The organism is Halalkalibacter lacteus (assembly GCF_036663595.1).
Taxonomy (GTDB): domain Bacteria; phylum Bacillota; class Bacilli; order Bacillales; family Bacillaceae_D; genus Halalkalibacter; species Halalkalibacter lacteus.
On record NZ_JAWRVL010000432.1, the window covers coordinates 1 to 239 of the forward strand.

Genomic DNA, 239 nt, shown 5'->3' on the forward strand with positions numbered 1-239 from the left:
GCGCTGGATAAACTGAAAAACCGCCACAACCAGCAGGTTGCGCTGTTCCATAAGCTGGAGCAGATCCGCGATCGTCTAATTGAACAGGGCGATGATGCGGTACCGGAAGTGCTGAACCTGTGGCCGAATGCCGACCGTCAGCAGCTGCGCTCTTTGATCCGCAACGCGAAGAAAGAGAAAGAAGGGAATAAACCGCCGAAGTCTGCGCGTCTGATTTTCCAGTATCTGCGCGAGCTGTC

Annotated in this window: 1 protein-coding gene; it reads left to right on the top strand. The window is 54.8% G+C overall.

All coding sequences use genetic code 11. The features are described 5' to 3' along the window. The coding region (gene yjgA / locus SAZ04_RS22915) for a ribosome biogenesis factor YjgA (RefSeq protein WP_332700087.1) at positions 1-239 on the top strand (239 nt) is incomplete at both ends.